Genomic DNA, 19,026 nt, shown 5'->3' with positions numbered 1-19,026 from the left:
CGATATTCCCCCTCAAGTGTCCCCTTTGTCAATACCCTGCCACCTGAATCCTTACTAGCTTTCTTCGGCTTTAGCAATTGCACGTGCGGGGATTTCGTTATTTACACGCAATATTGCTAAGTCAATCAAATCTCTAGATTGTGTACTCGAATCATTCCATCGGTCAGCATTAGCCATTAGTTTTGATGTAAATCTATCGCTTATACTCAGACAAGGTATTTTTGTCCATTCTGGATAAACAGGAGGGTCTAAAGTAAAAATCCCATTGGCTACAATTTCTATTTTAATAGTTGTTTCATTGACTACAACAAGGAAACGAATACCATATTGATTTATTGTACTGTCGCCTAATTCGATATCTGTTGTACTTTGAAATAATGCCACAATTCCTTCATCGTAAATCAAATTTCTTAAATATCTGTAATTTTCCGTTCCATAAGAGAAGAGGAAATCAATATCTTTACTAAGCCTGTATTCATCATATTCTAAAGCCAAGAGTGTACCACCACCAAAGTATGCATAAGCTTTTTTGAAAACTTCTGGATTGAAAGTATTAAGGATTTTAAGTATATTATTATGATGATCGAGATGAAACATTTCAAAATCCGGTAGTATCCAGGAGTTATATTTTTTTGCTAAATAATGAACAAAATCTTTCTCTTCTTGTTTTAAATTATTGAAGGTAGTTTGATGATGCCAATTGCGTTGATACAATTGAACAATTTCTTTCTCACTCATTTGATATACATTTTTTAGCTGCCAACCAATAGACTCTAGAAATGGTAGCTTTTGTAGATTGAGCTTAAGCATAATTAACTCTAATGGTTGAATTTTCTCCAATTTATGATTTAGCGATATCCACCTGATTGTAACTATTGTTAGGCGATTTTCCTTTGCGCCTTTGTGAGACAAAAAAGGCGAACTTTTTGGGTTCGCCTTAATTATATGCTGTTGCTCAATCCAAACCCAAATTTAAATCTTCGCTTCTTCTCTCACCAACTTATCCCAACCCAAATCTTTCAAATTATTATTCCGACGCAACGGACGAGTTACCAACTCTAATATGTCACGCGCATTCGTAAAGCCGTGAATTTGAGCAAAAGTGAACTCTACAGACCACTTAGTATTAATACCCCGTGCTTCCAATGGATTAGCGTGCGCCATACCAGTAATTACCAAATCTGGTTTCAACTCATAAATCCGTTGAAGTTGATTGTAATTATCCGGCTTCTCTACAATCCTTGGCAGAGGTGAATTCATTTCCTGGCAAGTTTTCTCCAACAATGCCAACTCAGCAGCTTGATAGCGCTTATCCATGTAGGGAATGCCGATTTCGTGAACAGTCATCCCACAACGGATTAAGAATCTTGCTTGGGAAATCTCCAGCAAGTTATCACCCATGAAGAATACAGACTTACCACGAATCAGTTTCACGTAATCTTCCAAGCCTGCCCAAATTTGTGCTTCCCGTTCATCCAAACCCTTGGGAGTAATACCGAACACCGAGCAGATTTTCTCAATCCAAGCGCGGGTTCCATCGGGGCCAATGGGGAAGGGTGCGCCAATAAGTTTACACTTGCGGCGGCGCATTAAGGTAGTAGCTGTGCGGCTGAGGAAGGGGTTGACACCAGCGACATAATACCCTTCTTCTAGTACTGGCAATTCTGTGAAGCGCTTCGCGGGTAGCCAACCGGAAACTTTGATGCCTTGTTTCTTCAGTTCCAAGGTTAACTGAGTAACTACGGGATCGGGAAGAGAGCCAAAGAGAACTAAGGGTGGATGATCTACGTACTCAGATTCATCTTGGGCGACATCTTCTTTCTTCTTACCAAAGTTGAGCAATTTAGCGATCGCATTGCGTTCACTTTTCTCTGTTTCCGCCACAGGAGCCTTATCAGGGCAACGGTTAGCCATTGCTGCTAATACGGTGTCTTCCCCTTGGGTAAAGGCGTAATCTAGACCATTTGCCCGCGCTACAACGATGGGAATCCCGATTTCAGATTCTAGCTTCGGTGCCAAACCTTCCAAATCTGTTTTGATAATTTCAGTAGTGCAAGTGCCAATCCAGACAATTACACTAGGATTGCGATCGCGTTTAATTTGCAAGCACAACCGCTTTAACTCTTCATAATCATTCAGCTGTGCCGAAATATCGCCCTCTTCCAACTCTGCCATTGCATAGCGGGGTTCAGCAAAAATCATCACCCCCATCGCATTTTGCAGGAAGTAGCCACAAGTTTTTGTCCCAATCACCAAAAAGAAGCTATCTTCAATTTTTTGGTATAACCACGCCACACAGCTAATTGGGCAAAAGGTATGGTAATTCCCGGTTTCACATTCAAAGTTTAAAGCTTCTGGTTGTTGAGCGACAGTCATTTTGGTTTTTTCTCCCCTTGATATTTAATGGCAGATCGACCAATTTTAGATTTTAGATTGATAATTTTGGATTAAAGGCTGGGACAACAAAAGTATCCTCTGTCTAACGACAATTTCCCTAATTCCTCATCCAAAACCGTTCGACTGAGCGTAGCCGAAGTCCCAAATCTAAAACTTAAAATTGCGAAGAACGGCAATAATTAAGCGTTGGGGAAGAGGCGGGCAATTTCTGATTCATCAAAAACGCCTGCTGGCAGTTCTTCCCCCAAAAAATCGTTATTTTCTTCAGCCTTTTGTAAAGCTGTTTCATCACCCCAGACATCTGATAACACGTCTTTAAACGCATTCTCATCTAGTGGACTATCTCCAAGCGCCTCGTCTTCGTCTTCATCCAGCTTTACTTCCGTTGCAGCTGTTGTATCGAAGGCAATTTCCCCAAACTCATCTGCTTCTAAACTAGAGCTTTGGAGAGACTCATCTTTTGAGTTGTGTCCGTTGGTTAAGGAAATATCGCCAAAGCCATTTTCCGTTTCTTCCAACTCGCTGATTCCTAGGCTTTCATCCTCAGAATCCACAATTGTGAACTCTTCAACTACCGCCACCGCCACAAAGCCATTGGTATGAGCGTGTGTCAATGTTTCATCTTCAGGCTTTTCATCAATGACAGATGCTGCTTCTTCTACGTATTTTTCTGCATCTGGGTTGACGACGAAGCGATTACCGAGAGCTAAATCTGGGTCAAAATGCAAATCCAGCACTTCAATCAGGGTATCGGCGTCAGGATTGAGTTTGGCAAAGGGCAACATTAACTGCGCTAGTTTTGGCTCTAGGGCGTTAAGAACTCCCAGGATGAGGTAGGAAGGTGGCCGCTTCCCGCCATCAGGGGTGTACACTGATTCCACTTCCATGTGCAGGGTAATCCAGTCTCGATTATTCTGGAAAAATTGCAACCACTTTTGCTTTATTGAATCCGTAAAACTGTGAAAGAAAGCCATATTATTGTCCCCCATCCTGAGAACTTGGTGATTTATACAATCATCAAGTCTAGTTCCTCTTCTGAATTAGGAACCTGGGGTTTACCCGGATTTAGATAAAAATCGGATAACAAAGAGAACAACTCACGATCTGGTGAGTCATTTGGCACAACACCTTCGGGACGTGCCAGAATTTGGTCAGCGATGTTGAGATAGTAGTCGCAAACGTAGTCTAGGGAAGGATCTTGCTCTGCCATTTCAAACAAAGTCTTCCCTTTCACACGGGAAACGCGGATATCTTCGATTAAAGGTAAAACTTCTAGAACTGGCATGGGCACTGCTTCTATATATTTTTCAATCAAGTCGCGCTTGGAGGTGCGATTGCCAATTAACCCAGCTAAACGCAGTGGGTGAGTTCTTGCTTTTTCGCGGACTGAAGCAGCGATCCGATTGGCAGCAAATAAAGCATCAAAGCCGTTGTCTGTAACAATCAGGCAGTAATCTGCATAGTTGAGTGGTGCTGCAAAACCACCACAAACTACGTCACCCAGAACGTCAAAGAGAATTACATCGTACTCATCAAAGGCGTTGAGTTCTTTAAGTAATTTTACGGTTTCACCGACTACGTAGCCGCCACATCCAGCACCCGCAGGTGGGCCACCAGCTTCTACGCAATCAACGCCGCCGTAGCCTTTATAAATTACATCTTCCGGCCAGACATCTTCGTAGTGATAGTCCTTTTCTTGGAGAGTGTCGATAATTGTCGGAATCAAAAACCCAGTCAGGGTGAAGGTGCTGTCATGTTTTGGGTCGCAACCAATTTGCAGCACTTTCTTGCCACGTTTAGCTAGGGCGACGGATATATTACAGCTAGTTGTGGATTTACCGATACCACCTTTTCCGTAGACTGCTAGTTTCACTGTTGTTTCCCTCTTATAGCTTCTTGTCAAACTTGTGGCTCAAACATTTGCCTTCACCTTTCCTGAGATGGCGATGCGTGAGGTCTGTTGATGTCATTATTGGGCAAATTACTTAGAAAAGAAAGTGGCTCCTAATCTGTAAAACAGTCTTAGACGATGAATTCAAGCTTAATTAAATTTATTTAGGTTTTTATGAATTTTAAAGACGTTAAAAGATTTAAAAATAGTTACAAAAAACTTTTTATTATCTATTTTTATAAAAATAGTTACAAAAAACAAAAAGCTAAAATCGTTTTTTTTTGAATGCTTTTCATAGAATTAGCTAATGTTTTTAGAACCTGTTTTCAAGGCATTGGGGCGCAGGGTTAAGGGGAAACAGAGGTATATGCAGCCTGATGCTGGAAATACTACTGCAATTTGCGTTAGCGTAGCTCACCAAAGGTATCGCAGATAATCTGACAGTTTTCAATCGGTAGAGCAAACCATTTAATTGCTGCTTGAGAGTGAGTTAGTGTGATTTTGTAAAATATTATTAATTTGCAAGATATAGCGTTTCTGGGTTGAGTCCTATGACAGGCTTAACCGACTTAACCCCCCTTCCCTACTAGCGTTGGGGAGTAAGATTCAAAGCCTCCTTCCTAAAAGAGAGAGCAATGGAAGTGAGGTTAAAATCTTTTGGCTGTGCGGCTTAAGGCAATTAGGACACCTCAGTTTTAATTTCCTGGATTTCCTGCAATGTTTGCCAACCAGCTTGCCACTGGGAGTTATCTTGTAATAATTTGGCATTTATCCAAAAACGGACTTTAGGATCGCAAGCAGCAACCATTTCAGCGTAAACCCACTTCCCCTGATTTTTCCGATTGACAACTTGGAAATGCCGCCAGCCATCAACTTTTTGCTGTGCTGTCCACTTAGAACCAACTAGGTAAGGAAATTTTTGTTTTTTAGTCATTTGTCATTTGTCATTTGTCATTTGTCATTCGTCATTCGTCATTTGTCATTGGGAAAACACTTTCTTTATTCCCCATTTCCCATTCCCAAATTAAGATGTCACCAAATCACCGTTACGGGTAAACTTTTGGCAATCCAACTCATTATCTTGCTGAACGCATAGCGAAAACCATCTGATATGGCTCCAGCAGGTGTTGATGTTGTTGGTAATTTTGCGCTTTTTCTTAGAAAGGCGTTGTCTTACGACTTCATTAGGACAAAGAATTTCTAACGTACCTGTACCATCTTCGTCATTGACGGTGCGAAATAGACAGTCTTGCAACATCGCACGGCTGCTACTGTCGAAGAACCGCTTAAATCGCTGTAGCTTTTCCCCTTCAGTCATTTGGCTGATGGGTTTTATTTTCAAGAAATCTTCATCCTCAAAGTCAAAGTCATCATCTTCAAAGTCGTAGGGGTTAATCATTTTCAGCATCCACTAGGCGACCTGGAATCATGGTAACTCTGTATGAGGGCAAGGTAGATTTAATAAATAAGCATCTCTATAGCAATCCGATTTGATTTCTGAATTAATCGTAGGGACTAGGGACTGGGGACTGGGGACTGGGAAGAAGGAATAAAGGTGTACTGAGTTTTTTTCACGCAATCAAATATGAGTCCTATAGAATGTTATCAACATTAATCGAAAAAGCTTTGAGCGTTTATTTGATGGCTGCTTGTGAATTCAATGAGATTTGGCTTCATGGTATTACTGCTGCGATCGCCATTTACTTTGGCTTTATTGCTACACAAAATTTATTAGAACTGAGTTCCGATGAAAGCCACAGTCTTAGCCAGAAATAAATAGGAGTTGTATCAAAATTAAGTAAGCGAGCTAGTCATTTAATCGTATTGACTTAATAAAGAATCGTATACTTAATTTGGTATACGATTCTTGATAAAACATAGAACTAAATTGTTTTCTACCCACGACTGGAATGCTTCAGTTGTTCAACCAAGGGATATTAGAGCTAATTACGGGCAGTGTATGCCATAAAGTTGGCTTTGCTTAAAATTAAGGGGGTACGCCCGTCTTTTTTAGTTACAGCTAGGAAGGAGCAAACATTTTTGTACTAAGCTTTTTGTACTAAGCAGTTTTACCTGTTACACCAAACAGGTTTTTTGGTATAACAGGCGTATACTTACTGCAAACCTAGTTGTTTAGACTGTGATGCTATCAGCGTAATGGCAAACTTAGTACCTGGCTTAAAGTCTGCAATAGTTGCATTATATTCCAAGGACTGGTTCGCTGGTAAGTAAGATGGCCCCCCGCAAGATACATTTAAATCCGTACCATCCTTAACTTTTAAATTAGAACAGCCATAAATGACTGCTTTATTACCTTCATTATCAACTTTGCTGATCTGAAGGCTTTTAACAACCCCAGTTACATCCGCAGGCAACTCTATAATAGCTCTTTCAACCCTCAGAGCTTGTGATAACTTCATCGCGTTAGCACTGAAGCTACATCCATCGGCATTGTTAACTATCACAGTCGGTGGTAGAACATCGATTTCATTGGGGTCATTTGGATCTGGTATTATTCTTACATCACCTACTACGGTACAATCTGGCTTGATAGGCGCAGGCAGTGAATCTGCAATTGCCATTCTAGGAAATAAAGTTGCACAAATTACGAGTAAAACAGCAATAACTCCAAAAATTTTCTTGGAATATTTGAATCGATTCATTATTTTTTCTCCTTAAGTAGACGTTGAAAAAACCTCTATCTAAAGGAATATTCAGTAGTTTTTTCATTAAATATGCAAATATGCAATTTTATTTTCAAAATTAGATTTTTCTGCGGGTGTAAACATCGCCAAAGCACAGCAAAAGTTTTCGGATGACTGGCACGAACATTGATTTTCAGCATTGTTACATTAACTGCTAGTTTCCAACTCAGCACACGCAACACTTTCTCCTCCAGCGCTGTCAAGTAAGCACTATTCGGCTTCTAGGGCGACTCCAAAAACCTCTGTACCGACTCCTAAGCGCTCACTGGAATAAACCCAACTAATGCGATCGCCTACGTGGGCGCTTGCGCCATTGCACACGAGAGCGCATCTGCTGACATTCCGCAGACAGGTAATTGAAACCCACATAGGAAAATCGGAACTAGGGGAAAATACCACTTTTACAAGACGTGAACACCGATCTAGGCGATCGCTCCACTCTTCATACAATATCTATTGAAAGTAGAAATTATCTTTACTTGGTGTTCTGGTGGTAGCCTGCGACAAGCCCTCCGGGTTCAGCAGTCGCTCATGGGGGAAACCCCCAAGACCGCGCTGCTTCACCACTATACCTTTACGTTCCTGAAAAAGCCTATGCAACCTACTAATCCTAACCAATTTACAGAAAAAGCCTGGGAAGCGATCGCCCATACCCCGGATATTGTTAAACAATATCAACAACAACAAATCGAAAGCGAACACCTGATGAAAGCACTGCTAGAACAAGATGGTCTAGCAATTGGGATTCTCACTAAAGCGGGTGTTAATCTCCAAAAACTGCGCGATCGCACTGAACAATTTTTTCAACGTCAGCCGAAAGTATCTGGTAATAGTACTTCAGTATACTTAGGACGTAGCTTAGATACACTTCTAGATCGGGCAGACGGATATCGCAAAGAGTTTCAAGACGAATATATTTCAATTGAACACTTATTGTTGGCTTACGCTAAAGATGACCGCTTTGGCAAAGCTTTATTCCAAGAGTTTGGTTTAGACGAAGGCAAACTCAAAAATATTATTAAACAAGTTCGTGGGAGTCAAAAAGTGACCGATCAAAATCCAGAAGGCAAATATGAAGCACTGGAAAAATACGGGCGTGACCTTACAGAAGCCGCGCGTAAAGGTCAACTCGATCCAGTAATTGGACGAGATGATGAGATTCGTCGCACTGTGCAAATTCTTTCTCGCCGCACCAAAAATAATCCTGTGCTAATTGGCGAACCAGGTGTTGGTAAAACTGCGATCGCTGAAGGATTAGCACAACGTATTATCGCAGGTGATGTACCTCAATCTCTTAAAGACCGCAAGCTAATCGCTTTAGATATGGGTGCTTTGATTGCAGGGGCAAAATTCCGGGGTGAATTTGAAGAACGCCTGAAAGCAGTATTAAAGGAAGTTACCGAATCTGGCGGCAATATTGTTTTATTTATTGATGAAATTCACACCGTTGTCGGCGCTGGTGCAACCCAAGGCGCGATGGATGCTGGGAACTTGTTAAAACCAATGTTGGCGCGGGGCGAATTGCGTTGTATTGGGGCAACAACCCTGGATGAATACCGCAAATATATCGAAAAAGATGCTGCACTCGAAAGACGGTTTCAACAGGTTTATGTCGATCAGCCTAGTGTAGAAGATAGTATTTCGATTTTGCGCGGGTTGAGAGAACGTTATGAAAACCACCACGGGGTGAAGATTTCTGATAGTGCTTTAGTTGCCGCCGCCGTATTGTCGAGTCGATATATTAGCGATCGCTTCTTACCAGATAAGGCAATTGACTTGGTAGACGAAGCCGCCGCTAGGCTGAAAATGGAGATTACCTCCAAACCAGAAGAACTCGACGAAATCGATCGCAAGATTCTGCAATTGGAAATGGAGAAGCTATCGCTACAAAAAGAAAGCGATGCCGCTTCTCGCGAACGTCTAGGAAGACTGGAAAAAGAAATTGCCGATCTCAAAGAAGAACAAAAAACTCTGAATACTCAATGGCAGTCTGAAAAAGATATCATTGACAAAATTCAGTCTGTGAAAAAAGAGATTGAACAAGTCAATTTAGAGATTCAGCAAGCAGAACGCGACTACGACCTTAACCGCGCTGCGGAGTTGAAATACGGCACTTTAACCAGTTTGCATCGTCAATTGGAAGCAATAGAAGCTGAATTGGCAAACACTCAAAGAAGTGGTAAATCACTATTAAGAGAAGAAGTCACAGAAGGTGATATTGCTGAAATTATTTCTAAATGGACAGGAATTCCGATCAGTAAGTTGGTGGAATCTGAGAAAGAAAAACTGCTGCATTTAGAAGATGAACTCCACCGCCGCGTGGTTGGACAAGAAGAAGCAGTCACAGCTGTAGCGGATTCAATTCAGCGATCGCGCGCTGGATTGGCCGATCCCAATCGTCCCATCGCTAGCTTTATTTTCCTTGGGCCTACGGGTGTAGGTAAAACCGAATTGGCGAAAGCGCTGGCGGCGTATATGTTCGATAGCGAAGATGCGCTGGTGCGAATCGATATGTCAGAGTACATGGAGAAACACGCCGTCTCTCGTTTAATTGGTGCGCCTCCGGGATACGTGGGTTATGAAGAAGGCGGACAACTTACAGAAGCGATTCGTCGCCGTCCTTACTCAGTGATTCTCTTCGACGAAATCGAGAAAGCACACCCCGATGTCTTTAATATCTTCTTGCAAATTCTCGATGATGGTCGCGTCACTGATGCCCAAGGTCATAAGGTGGACTTCAAGAACGCTATTATCATCATGACTAGCAACATCGGTTCGCAGTACATTCTTGATATCGCTGGGGATAACACCCACTACGATGAAATGCGCCGTCGAGTCATGGAAGCAATGCGAAATAGCTTCCGTCCAGAGTTCCTGAACCGGATTGATGAAATCATTATCTTCCACGGTTTAGATAAGAGGGAATTGCGGCAAATTGTGCTGTTGCAAGTGGAAAGATTGCGGCAAAGATTGAGCGATCGCAAAATATCTCTCAAACTATCGGATGCTGCTCTTGACTTTTTAGCAGAAGTAGGGTATGACCCAGTTTATGGGGCGCGTCCACTGAAGCGGGCGATTCAGCGAGAGTTAGAAACTCAAATTGCTAAATCCATCTTGCGCGGCGAATTCAACGACGGTAACACCATCTTTGTAGATGTGCAAAATGAAAGGTTGTCTTTTAGCCGTTTACCAGTTGAAGTCTTTACCGGATAATTACACCTGATAAATCACACACAAAAACCCGTTTTCTCACAGAAAGCGGGTTTTTGAATTATCGAGAGGTATAGCAAGGGACTGGGGACTGGGGACTGGGGACTGGGGACTGGGGACTAGATGAATGGTTAGTTACCCTGCGGGATCTTGCTACAGTCGGGGTTTAAATCCCTATCTGAAAATGTCTAAAATGTTTGAATTTTGAATGCGTGATTTTTGAATTGTTAATGACTCTTACACATAACTTGTCGCATTTTACGCATATTTGCAGGCAACTCTAAATTCATCGCTTGTTGAATAAAAATAGATGGAATCGGAATTAGAGGTGTCGCTTGCACAGTATAAGCAAGTATTGTGCCATTACCACAATCTTGTAGTTCTAAATTGGCGTTAAAGTCTTCAAAAGTCCCATTTACCATGCGAAATTGGATTTGCTGCCCCAGCACTTCTACAACATTGAGGTAAATTTCCACTTGAGCCGTGAAAAAGAAGAAGGCTTTTTGTGCTGCTTGATACAGACGTTTGACTTCACCTTTATGTACTACCTCACTCTTGGTGATATCGGGAAAATATTGCACCCAGCGGGGATAATCAGTTAATTGCTGCCAAACGTGCGATCGCACCATTGGCAAATACATCCAGGCTGTCACCGCACCACCCGACATCTTGTGCGATCGCGTTTCTACCAAAATTTCACCCTGTACCAGCAACTTTTGCTTGTCTTGACTCCAAGCCATATCTGAACCTGCAATAATTGAATCTGATATATAAGACGCAGACATAATGATTAAGTTACTCCTCAACTCATCCACCTAAATAGAGTTGAAACTACAAGCCATAAAACTTGATTTAGAGCCAACCCATTATTAAATTAGTTCCAGTTTAATACTTATCTTTTCCGGAAAGGATGATTTGTTGCTCATCATTTCAGTTACTTTACTGTAAAAACTGTGTTTCTTATCACAATTAACATAATTAATACTCCAGTGACTTTTGTCAAAGTAATACTTGTAGATGAAAAACTGCGTTGTTAACAGCTAGAATGGCACAAACACGATTTAACATCAAGTACTTTACCCTAACGTTTGGATAGTATCTCTTGGTTTTACGTGTTATTTCTGATGAAACTATAACTTCATCGTAACTTCATATTTTAATTATCAATATCAAGTGTAATGTCTGTTGAGTTGAGAGGAAAATTAGGTGAATCAATCTTCTTTAAATCGTAGATTAATCCAGATTTTTGGTACACTTCTCGGCATTAGCGTTGCCGTCTGGGTACTGAGAGGTATTGGTATTCTCACTTTTATCCCAGGTGGAATTATTTGGCTACTACTACTTGGGGCGATCGCGATCGGGATTATCAGTTATGCCCAAAGGACATGGTGGCGTTTTTAGTCATTTGTCATTAAATGACTAAGCCTTTTTGACTAACTGCCAAAAGTATTTAATACTGAAGCAATGCCAATAATTTCCGAGGGTGAACGACGAACATGGCAAAGTATAAATGTACTGTTTGCGGCTATATATATGACCCAGCAGAGGGCGATCCAGATAGCGACATAGCACCGGGAACAGCCTTTGAAGATATACCAGAAGATTGGTCATGTCCAACTTGTGGTGCGACAAAAGCCGACTTTGAACCTGATGAAGAGTGAAAATAACAGCTAGCCTAGAAAGTAGGTGCTGTAAAAGAGACTTTTTTGAAATTGTTACCGTTACAAATTGTAGTTATTGGGGGTGGGGCAGCAGGATTTTTTGGCGCGATCGCTTGTGCTAAAGCCAATCCTGATGCCCAAGTTACTTTACTCGAAGCCAGTCGCCAACCCCTAGCGAAAGTGCTAATTTCTGGTGGCGGACGCTGCAACGTTACTCACGCGTGCTTTGAACCGGAGGAGTTAGTGCAAAATTACCCCAGAGGTGCAAAAGCTTTGCGGGGTGCTTTGACTCGGTTTGGGCCTCAAGATACAGTAGCTTGGTTTGCTGCTGGTGGAGTCTATCTGAAAACGGAAGCTGATGGCCGGATGTTTCCTGTCACCAATACTTCAGAAACCATTGTGGAATGTCTAATTAAATCGGTGGCGAAATCTGGGGTAAAACTCCGCATCGGTACGCATGTAACTTCCGTGAGAACCGCAGCAGATGGGGGTTTTGATATTTTTCTGAAGTCAGGAGAGACAATTAAATGCGATCGCTTACTTTTGGCAACCGGTAGCAGCCTTGCGGGTTATAAAATTGTCCGAGAGTTAGGTCATCAAATTGAACCGCCAGTACCCTCATTATTTACCTTCAACATTGTTGATGAAAAGTTGCGGGAATTGGCTGGAGTTAGTGTTAATCCTGCCCAATTGCGGTTATCTGCGGGCGGAAAATCCCAATTACAACAAACTGGGCCATTACTAATTACCCACTGGGGTTTGAGTGGCCCCGCTGTTTTGAAGCTTTCTGCTTGGGGTGCGAGAGTTCTGCACGAAAGCCGCTATGAAGCCACATTATTGATTAATTGGTTGCCTAATTTGCACCATGAACAAGTGCGAGAAAAAGTTTTAGCAGTTAAGGATGAATGGGGAAAAAAAGCGATCGCATTGCATCGTGGCGTTGATCTTCCCCATCGTCTCTGGCAATATATTATTGCTCGTGTAGGCATTACTACAGAAGACCGTTGGGCAGAAATATCTAGTAAAACCTTAAATCGGCTGCTGCAAGAATTGACTCAGGGACAATACTTAATCAACGGCAAAGGAGCCTTCAAAGAAGAATTTGTTACCTGTGGCGGCGTCAAGCTTAAAGAAGTCAACTTCAAGACGATGGAAAGTAGGTTAGTTCCTGGTCTTTATTTTGCCGGAGAAATCTTAGATATTGATGGCGTTACCGGTGGGTTTAACTTCCAAAGTGCTTGGACAACAGGGTATTTAGCAGGGGTAGCAATGGCGAATAGCGACTAGTACCACCATAGGGATTATGACAGATGAAGAGAGTTTGTAGTAAGTACTTTAGTGCTTAGATGAGCGCTTAATATTGACCCTTTTTACCAGGTTGATTATCTCAGTCCTTTCCTTATCCAATATTCAGCGTCTTCTACAAATCCCTTTATCCAATCCATCACAGATTTACTGGCCTCTTTAATTGTTATGCAATCGTCATGCAGAAAATAAACAGAACAGTCATCTTGTCCATCGGCAATAATAAACCACGGATCTCCATATAAAGCACAGATACAAAAAGCTTTTTCTGGTAAGGGTGTACAGTCTTCTCCCTCAGCAATGGACTCAAGGATAACCTCTTGCTGCCATTCATTCATTTTGATAAGTTGGTCGAAGTAAAACTCAAATTCCGATCCTCTAACAAGCTTTCCGGCACTATGCCCAAGTAAGCCTAAGATTTCCCTGTAAGTCCTTGGTAAAACTCCATATTTACTCTCAATGTATGCAATTTCCTCTGAGGTACATCCTTGTAGTTCTTGCTCATTTTTTACTATTCCACTAGTAAACAAGCGCTCTCTTAATTCTTGTATATTATTAATCATTTCAAAACTTGAACTGTTTAGAGGATAAATAATCTCTATCTTAATTATTAATTATCTAACTAGTACAAAATCGCAAAAGTCTACTCTTAAAACTTGTTACCAAGAGCTTCTCCGTGTTAACCTCAACCCATTTACCAGTTCTTTAGGAACAGCGATCGCTACTTAATTATATTTACTTATCAAAATTCTTATTAATCCTCCAGCATTTCCCACCTTGCCACTCTATATTCACACCAGCCACTCTAGAGAAGACAAATTTTTCTGGGTGTATTACTTTTTTCATAAAAGATATATGGATACTGATAAAAATCCTACGTCTGAAATTACGTTGCAAGAAAGCCAGTATATGCTGCATGGCTTTCCAGTGCTTGGTATTCCTGATGAGGAGCGTGCTGTTAAATACTTCAGCCTCAATCCATTTCTACCAAATGTTCAGAATCGTTGTCCGGTTGAATGTGCCTATTGTGTCTGTCATCAAGACCGTGATTGGCATCATTATCCACAAAACTTTCAGGATGTCTCAGCTCCAGTTGACCTGCTCGATCTTTTGCTAGACTACATTTTTGCTACCCCAGAGGGACAAAAGGGCTTTCCAATTTCACTGTGCGATTACTCTGACCCTTTTATTCCAGCCCATCGAGAACGCGTACTATCAATTTTGGATGCACTGATTGACCGCAAAGCTGCCAACATCGTCTACATCACCACCAAAGTTCATCCTGGTCAATCTTTTCTAGAGCGCCTCAAAAAAACTCTAGAGCGACCTCATTCACTTCGAGTCACTGTCTTTGTTAGTCTACCACCCTTGAAACCAGGCTATGAGCAAGCCTCAATTCAGAGTCGGGTACAGTTGCTGCAAGATTTAGTAAACCTTGGCATTCCCTGTTGTTGGTATCTGCGTCCACTAGTTGAAGAGTGGTTTGATGAAGCCTTAATGTGGCAGTTAGCACGTACATTATTACCTCATGTTTCCCGTCACGTTATTCTATCTGGGCTTGTGATGTCTGAAGAGATTGAAGCGAGTCTGTTAAAACAGGAATTAATCGTTCCAGAATGGGATCGCACACAACCAGGACGTAAGCAATACTTATCATTAGAGTTCGAGTCAAAACTGCGCTCAATTCTCAGTACTGTTGCTAGCGAGCAAAATATTTCTCTCGGCCCGGTGATGGGACATCGGTTATGCGGTAGTAACGGCAATCATGCTTATGGCTGCTTGATTTGCGCTAAACAAAATCGGTATTGCCAGCTTTTTCAACTTCATCACTATGGTGAAACGATCGCTACCGAAGATAATCAACGCCTCAAGACGCTATTGAGACAAGATGCAGTGAAAGTAAGCTCACGAGAGCCATCAACAGAAGAATGTCACTAAAGTTATCCAACTTGAAGCGAAACTAGGAACAGTCTGATTGCTTCACCACTACGCGTCTACAAAATTATTGTATTGGAGCATAAAGAGGGAAAATTATCTTGCGATTGTAGATCAATTTTGAACACACCCAACAATGAAATTCAGCGAAATCCTCCGTCAATTTGGTGACGCGGCTACCAATCATAGCCTGACTAGCAACCCAGACCAAGACCCAGAAATTACAGGGGTAGCAGCCATTGATGAAGCTACCAACGGTACTCTCAGTTACGTAGAAGGTGCAAAATTTGGGTCTTTTGTTGGCAATACCAATGCTAGTGCTTTAATTTTGCCCCAGGACGAAAAATTACAAGCGCTTGCACAAGAAAGGGGTATTGTCTGGCTAGCAACCTCAGACCCACGATTATTGTTTGCCAAAGCGATCGCACTTTTTTATCAACCATATCGCCCTACCCCAGAAATTCATCCCAGCGCTGTAATTCACTCCACCGCAAAAGTTGGTAACGATGTTTATATTGGCCCCCATGCTGTGATTCAACAAGGGGTAGAAATTGGCAATGGCGCAATTATTCATCCCAATGTGGTGATTTATCCAGATGCCAAAATAGGCGATCGCACTACCTTACACGCCAACTGTACCATCCACGAACGCACCCACATCGGTGCAGATTGCGTCATTCACAGTGGTGCTGTCATTGGTGCAGAAGGCTTTGGTTTTGTTCCTACCCGGACTGGTTGGTTCAAAATGGAACAATCAGGCTATACAGTCTTAGAAGATGGTGTGGAAGTTGGTTGCAACACTGGTATTGACCGCCCAGCAGTCGGAGAAACACGGGTAGGTCGCAATACAGTAATTGATAGCTTAGTGCAAATAGGTCACGGTTGCAAAATCGGTTCTGGCTGTGCGATCGCAGGTCAGGTTGGCATGGCAGGAGGGGTTCAACTGGGAAATCGCGTTATTTTAGCTGGACAAACAGGAATAGTCAATCAAGTGAAGATGGGAGATGGATCGATGACATCTGCTCAAACTGGAATTCATAACGATGTTGCCCCAGGAGAAGTTGTCTGTGGAACTCCAGCCCTTCCTTACAAACTATATCTCAAGGTATCTGCTGTTTATGGTCGCCTGCCAGATATGTATCAATCGCTAAAACAATTGCAACGTAAATTCAAAAATAGCAATGATTAAGCTGAAACTTATCTAAATTGCATAACTAAATTCAAAATAATTCTTGTGGGGCGTGAATCTTGCACGTCCCATTCTGTATTCTTCTTCAAGAGTATTTTGTATTTATACCTATTGGCAGATGACAAAAAAAGTTTTTTGATAATTTTATACCAACTTTAGAAATTTGTCGAAAAAAGTAAAGATTTAGTTAATAATGTTTTTTTATTTGCTTACGAAAAAATAAGACACTAGAATTTTTATTAGGACAAAGTACGAACTTGTACGGAATATTTTGCAAAAGAGGTAATAACTTATTCATAATAGCTGTACGTACATTTCAGTTAACCAAAAACAAAAATTTTTGGAACGCATTCTAGTTAAAGTTTAGCCTCAATTATTGAAGATAATCTCAATTTTCAAGCTTATCCTAACCTAAATCAGGATTTGCAAACTTGTGAAATATGGTTACAAAAGGTTTGCACATTTTACTATGTGAACTGCTTGAGTAATTGTTCATTATTCACATCAAATCAGTCAATCAAGTATTTGTTAATCAGCATTTGCAAACATACTCTAAAACATAGTTGCAAAGAGTATGCATTTTTTGCTATGCAAGCTGCGTGAATAATTGTCTAGATATTCACGCCCAATTAGACAATCAAGCATCAACAACAACCCACTTATCTGCTAAAATAATGACTGCAACTCTTTCTTTGGATGCTAAGATATCCAACCAATTACAGCAAGTTTTATTAGAAATCACAACTGCGCAAGATTTGTCTCTACATCCCTTTGTTCAACGCTTTGCCAAAGGAGAATTTTCACAAGATGCAATCCGACAGTTTGCAATGAAAATGCTACCTGGCTCAAACAGATTCAATATGGCTTTTCTGAAAGTCGCGTCTAAAATGGATAGTTACCATGCTAGAACGATTATGCTAGAAAATGCATTTACTGAGCATGGAGAACTCAACTCAGACCTTGCTCATGTAGCATTATTTATGCGTTTTATGAAAGGTATTGATTGTCCTCAAATTGATATCAATGCCGAGGATAGAGCGTTTCTCATTCCGGCATTACGCTTTAAGAAATTTGAATTTTGTGATGATGAACCTATAGTACGTTCTTTAGGAAGATTTGCAGCAATTGAACAAGTCTTACCTGGAATTTTTATCAAATACATCGAAGGGCTTCGTAAGATATTTAAAGGTATTGATGACCATACCATCGAATATTTTCATCTCCACTGCCACTTAGATCCAGAACATACAGACGAATTGATTCAAGTGGCTCAAATTTATACCAAGTCTGAGAAAGATGTTGAACTCTTCCGTGAAGGGGTTGAAGATATGGTTAAATCAATTGGCGATATGTTTTCTTGGATGGATGAAAACATCGAAAAAGAAGCGTTGACTTTACGAAGCTAATACCAAAGCGATTCTCAAAATTAAAGTTTAATTAAAGTTATCCAAAATTACCAGTCTTATATATTGTAAGTTGGTTAATTTTGGAAATTTTTTTATCAAAACAGCAATATTGGCGTCAGTTGTCAGAATACAACAAGGTTATTCTATACGACTAACGCCTTGGCGCAGCTATTCTTGCTTTGCTCCTGAATTATTCGGCAATTTTTGAATAACTCTGTGTTCTCTGCGCCTCTGTGGTTAAATAAAAGACTTTTGAACCGCACAGACGCAAAGGACGCAGAGAAAAAAAGAGATTTTACCAGTCAGATTAAAAGGCCTAGTCCTAAAACTAAAATCCTAATTTTTCCAACACTGGCTTTGTGGAAACAATGTGACGGTCTAAACCCAGTTCTTTTGGACTAACGCCAAGTGCCAAAGCAATCAATTGGGGTAAATGCAACACTGGTAAACCTAGCTTTTGTTCAATCACCTTTTCTACCTCTGGCTGACGGGAATCTAAATTTAAGTGGCACAGAGGACAAGGTGTAACTATACAGTCAGCACCAGACGCTAAAGCGTCCTGAATATGCATCCCCGCCATCTTAAAAGATTGGGTAGTGGCATAACTAGCAAGGGGCCAACCACAACATTGTGTCCGCCCTCGGTAATAAATTGGTGTTGCACCCACTGCCCGAAACATATTTTCCATCGCTTCCGGTTGGAAAGGGTCGTCATCAGGCATAGATTTTTGGGCGCGCAGGAGATAACAGCCATAAAAAGCCGCACATTTTAATCCAGTTAACTTTCGGGTGACGCGTTTGGTAATTTCCTCTAAACCGTAATCTGTCACCAAGGCATAAAGAAGATGTTTAACGTCAGTACTGCCGCGATAAGGCGAACAACCTTCTTTATTTAGCAAGCCATTAACCTGTTCAATGTAAACAGGGTTAGAAGTCTTACATTCTTTCAGGTGTTCATTGACGTGACCGATAACACCTTGACAAGTGCTGCAATGGGTAAGTAAGGGCAGATTTAATTCTTCTGCTAAGGCAATATTTCTGGCGTTGACTGTATCTTCTAGCAGTTGCGAATCTTCTTTAAATGTGCCGGAACCGCAGCAAGCAGCTTTTTTAAGTTCAACTAGTTCAATGCCCAGTGCTTGGGTGAGCGCTTGAGTTGATTGGTAAAGTTCCCGACAGGCCCCTTGAGCAACACAACCAGGGAAGTAAGCGTATTTCAGTGTCTGAGGTAGCATAGAAGTATGTTTGGGTTAGAGCGATCGCTCTAAACAATAACTGTTTTATCATTCCTTGTTAGCATCATTCTGATGTTTGACGTTTAGCTACCT

Annotated in this window: 19 protein-coding genes; 8 read left to right on the top strand and 11 right to left on the bottom strand. The window is 41.3% G+C overall.

Annotation, left to right across the window (positions count from 1 at the left end):
* Positions 1-54: 54 nt before the first annotated feature.
* From RMZ42_RS16010 to RMZ42_RS15985, 6 genes are all read right to left on the bottom strand, one after another.
* Positions 55-840: a nucleotidyl transferase AbiEii/AbiGii toxin family protein gene (locus tag RMZ42_RS16010; protein WP_322672300.1), complete on the bottom strand. Its 786-nt coding sequence runs from the start codon at positions 838-840 to the stop codon at positions 55-57.
* Between the two features lie 132 nt (positions 841-972).
* Entirely contained in the window at positions 973-2,376 is a 1,404-nt protein-coding gene (locus RMZ42_RS16005; RefSeq protein ID WP_322672299.1) for a ferredoxin:protochlorophyllide reductase (ATP-dependent) subunit N, read from the bottom strand.
* A gap of 200 nt (positions 2,377-2,576) precedes the next feature.
* Positions 2,577-3,371, bottom strand: coding sequence for a DUF5331 domain-containing protein (locus RMZ42_RS16000; protein WP_322672298.1), 795 nt, complete (start codon positions 3,369-3,371; stop codon positions 2,577-2,579).
* A gap of 32 nt (positions 3,372-3,403) precedes the next feature.
* Positions 3,404-4,270 (bottom strand): ferredoxin:protochlorophyllide reductase (ATP-dependent) iron-sulfur ATP-binding protein, encoded by an 867-nt coding sequence (gene bchL, locus RMZ42_RS15995; protein ID WP_292774821.1) that lies wholly within the window; start codon positions 4,268-4,270, stop codon positions 3,404-3,406.
* A gap of 697 nt (positions 4,271-4,967) precedes the next feature.
* Entirely contained in the window at positions 4,968-5,222 is a 255-nt protein-coding gene (locus RMZ42_RS15990) for a TIGR02450 family Trp-rich protein (protein ID WP_322672297.1), read from the bottom strand.
* Between the two features lie 90 nt (positions 5,223-5,312).
* Positions 5,313-5,687 (bottom strand): hypothetical protein, encoded by a 375-nt coding sequence (locus RMZ42_RS15985; RefSeq protein ID WP_322672296.1) that lies wholly within the window; start codon positions 5,685-5,687, stop codon positions 5,313-5,315.
* Between the two features lie 200 nt (positions 5,688-5,887).
* Here RMZ42_RS15985 and RMZ42_RS15980 point away from each other — a divergent pair, with 200 nt between their 5' ends.
* Positions 5,888-6,064: a hypothetical protein gene (locus RMZ42_RS15980; protein ID WP_322672295.1), complete on the top strand. Its 177-nt coding sequence runs from the start codon at positions 5,888-5,890 to the stop codon at positions 6,062-6,064.
* Between the two features lie 338 nt (positions 6,065-6,402).
* Here the strand turns inward: RMZ42_RS15980 and RMZ42_RS15975 are convergent, their stop codons facing one another.
* Together RMZ42_RS15975 and RMZ42_RS15970 are read right to left on the bottom strand one after the other, a co-directional pair.
* Positions 6,403-6,951, bottom strand: a complete 549-nt coding sequence (locus tag RMZ42_RS15975) for a hypothetical protein (protein WP_322672294.1) — start codon at positions 6,949-6,951, stop codon at positions 6,403-6,405.
* A 252-nt stretch (positions 6,952-7,203) separates the two neighbouring features.
* Positions 7,204-7,443 (bottom strand): hypothetical protein, encoded by a 240-nt coding sequence (locus tag RMZ42_RS15970; protein ID WP_322672293.1) that lies wholly within the window; start codon positions 7,441-7,443, stop codon positions 7,204-7,206.
* A 144-nt stretch (positions 7,444-7,587) separates the two neighbouring features.
* On the opposite strand from RMZ42_RS15970, the gene clpB reads away from it, so the two are divergent.
* Complete coding sequence (gene clpB / locus RMZ42_RS15965) at positions 7,588-10,206, top strand: ATP-dependent chaperone ClpB (protein ID WP_322672292.1); 2,619 nt, start codon at positions 7,588-7,590, stop codon at positions 10,204-10,206.
* A 224-nt stretch (positions 10,207-10,430) separates the two neighbouring features.
* On the opposite strand, the gene RMZ42_RS15960 is transcribed toward clpB, so the two are convergent.
* On the bottom strand, positions 10,431-10,988 hold the full coding sequence (locus RMZ42_RS15960; RefSeq protein WP_322672291.1) for an SRPBCC family protein: 558 nt from the start codon (positions 10,986-10,988) through the stop codon (positions 10,431-10,433).
* A 421-nt stretch (positions 10,989-11,409) separates the two neighbouring features.
* On the opposite strand from RMZ42_RS15960, the gene RMZ42_RS15955 reads away from it, so the two are divergent.
* From RMZ42_RS15955 to RMZ42_RS15945, 3 genes are all read left to right on the top strand, one after another.
* Positions 11,410-11,604: a hypothetical protein gene (locus RMZ42_RS15955; protein ID WP_292729343.1), complete on the top strand. Its 195-nt coding sequence runs from the start codon at positions 11,410-11,412 to the stop codon at positions 11,602-11,604.
* Positions 11,605-11,699: 95 nt separating this feature from the next.
* Positions 11,700-11,864, top strand: coding sequence for a rubredoxin (gene rd, locus RMZ42_RS15950; protein WP_094349178.1), 165 nt, complete (start codon positions 11,700-11,702; stop codon positions 11,862-11,864).
* A 51-nt stretch (positions 11,865-11,915) separates the two neighbouring features.
* Positions 11,916-13,151, top strand: coding sequence for an NAD(P)/FAD-dependent oxidoreductase (locus tag RMZ42_RS15945; protein WP_322672305.1), 1,236 nt, complete (start codon positions 11,916-11,918; stop codon positions 13,149-13,151).
* A gap of 95 nt (positions 13,152-13,246) precedes the next feature.
* Here RMZ42_RS15945 and RMZ42_RS15940 read toward each other — a convergent pair whose 3' ends face one another.
* Entirely contained in the window at positions 13,247-13,732 is a 486-nt protein-coding gene (locus tag RMZ42_RS15940) for an SMI1/KNR4 family protein (protein ID WP_322672290.1), read from the bottom strand.
* Between the two features lie 292 nt (positions 13,733-14,024).
* Here RMZ42_RS15940 and RMZ42_RS15935 point away from each other — a divergent pair, with 292 nt between their 5' ends.
* From RMZ42_RS15935 to RMZ42_RS15925, 3 genes are all read left to right on the top strand, one after another.
* Positions 14,025-15,107: a hypothetical protein gene (locus RMZ42_RS15935; RefSeq protein ID WP_322672289.1), complete on the top strand. Its 1,083-nt coding sequence runs from the start codon at positions 14,025-14,027 to the stop codon at positions 15,105-15,107.
* A 133-nt stretch (positions 15,108-15,240) separates the two neighbouring features.
* On the top strand, positions 15,241-16,293 hold the full coding sequence (gene lpxD, locus RMZ42_RS15930; RefSeq protein ID WP_322672288.1) for a UDP-3-O-(3-hydroxymyristoyl)glucosamine N-acyltransferase: 1,053 nt from the start codon (positions 15,241-15,243) through the stop codon (positions 16,291-16,293).
* A gap of 599 nt (positions 16,294-16,892) precedes the next feature.
* Positions 16,893-17,699: an iron-containing redox enzyme family protein gene (locus tag RMZ42_RS15925; protein ID WP_322672287.1), complete on the top strand. Its 807-nt coding sequence runs from the start codon at positions 16,893-16,895 to the stop codon at positions 17,697-17,699.
* Between the two features lie 328 nt (positions 17,700-18,027).
* Here RMZ42_RS15925 and RMZ42_RS15920 read toward each other — a convergent pair whose 3' ends face one another.
* Positions 18,028-18,933, bottom strand: a complete 906-nt coding sequence (locus RMZ42_RS15920; RefSeq protein ID WP_322672286.1) for a CoB--CoM heterodisulfide reductase iron-sulfur subunit B family protein — start codon at positions 18,931-18,933, stop codon at positions 18,028-18,030.
* Positions 18,934-19,026: the final 93 nt, after the last annotated feature.

Source organism: Nostoc sp. DedQUE05 (assembly GCF_034530955.1).
Taxonomy (GTDB): Bacteria; Cyanobacteriota; Cyanobacteriia; order Cyanobacteriales; family Nostocaceae; genus Nostoc.
The sequence above is the reverse complement of the archived record's forward strand: the minus strand, read 5'-3'. Positions and strand labels throughout refer to the sequence as shown.